Annotated in this window: 1 protein-coding gene; it reads left to right on the plus strand. The window is 61.1% G+C overall.

Going from position 1 to position 370, the window contains the following annotated elements:
* Positions 1 to 23: 23 nt before the first annotated feature.
* The coding region (locus EN824_RS33715; protein WP_210236380.1) for a hypothetical protein at positions 24 to 370 on the plus strand (347 nt) is incomplete at its 3' end.

Below are 370 nucleotides of genomic sequence, written 5' to 3' on the forward strand. Positions count from 1 at the left end.
GCTGGAAACCCGCGCGTGCGCTCATGGCGGCCATCGCAATACTGTCGCTGCTGGCTATCCAGATCTATCACGGCGACCTGAGCCGCGCCGACAACGCATTTTTCCTGAAGTATTTCCTGTCGAGCCAGTCCGCGATTCTGTGGATGAGCGCGCTCTTCGTATTCGCGACCGTGTTCTACTGGATCGGCCTGCTGTCGCGCTCGCCCACGGGCGCCGCAATCGGTTCGCGCATGACGTGGGTGGCCGTGGTGATGGGCTTTGTCGGCCTGATGGTGCGCTGGTACGAGTCGTATCTGATCGGCGCGGACGTCGGCCATATCCCCATTTCGAACCTCTACGAAGTGTTCGTGCTGTTCAGCCTGATCACCGC

Source organism: Mesorhizobium sp. M8A.F.Ca.ET.181.01.1.1 (assembly GCF_004792025.1).
In the GTDB taxonomy this organism is placed as follows: Bacteria; Pseudomonadota; Alphaproteobacteria; order Rhizobiales; family Rhizobiaceae; genus Mesorhizobium.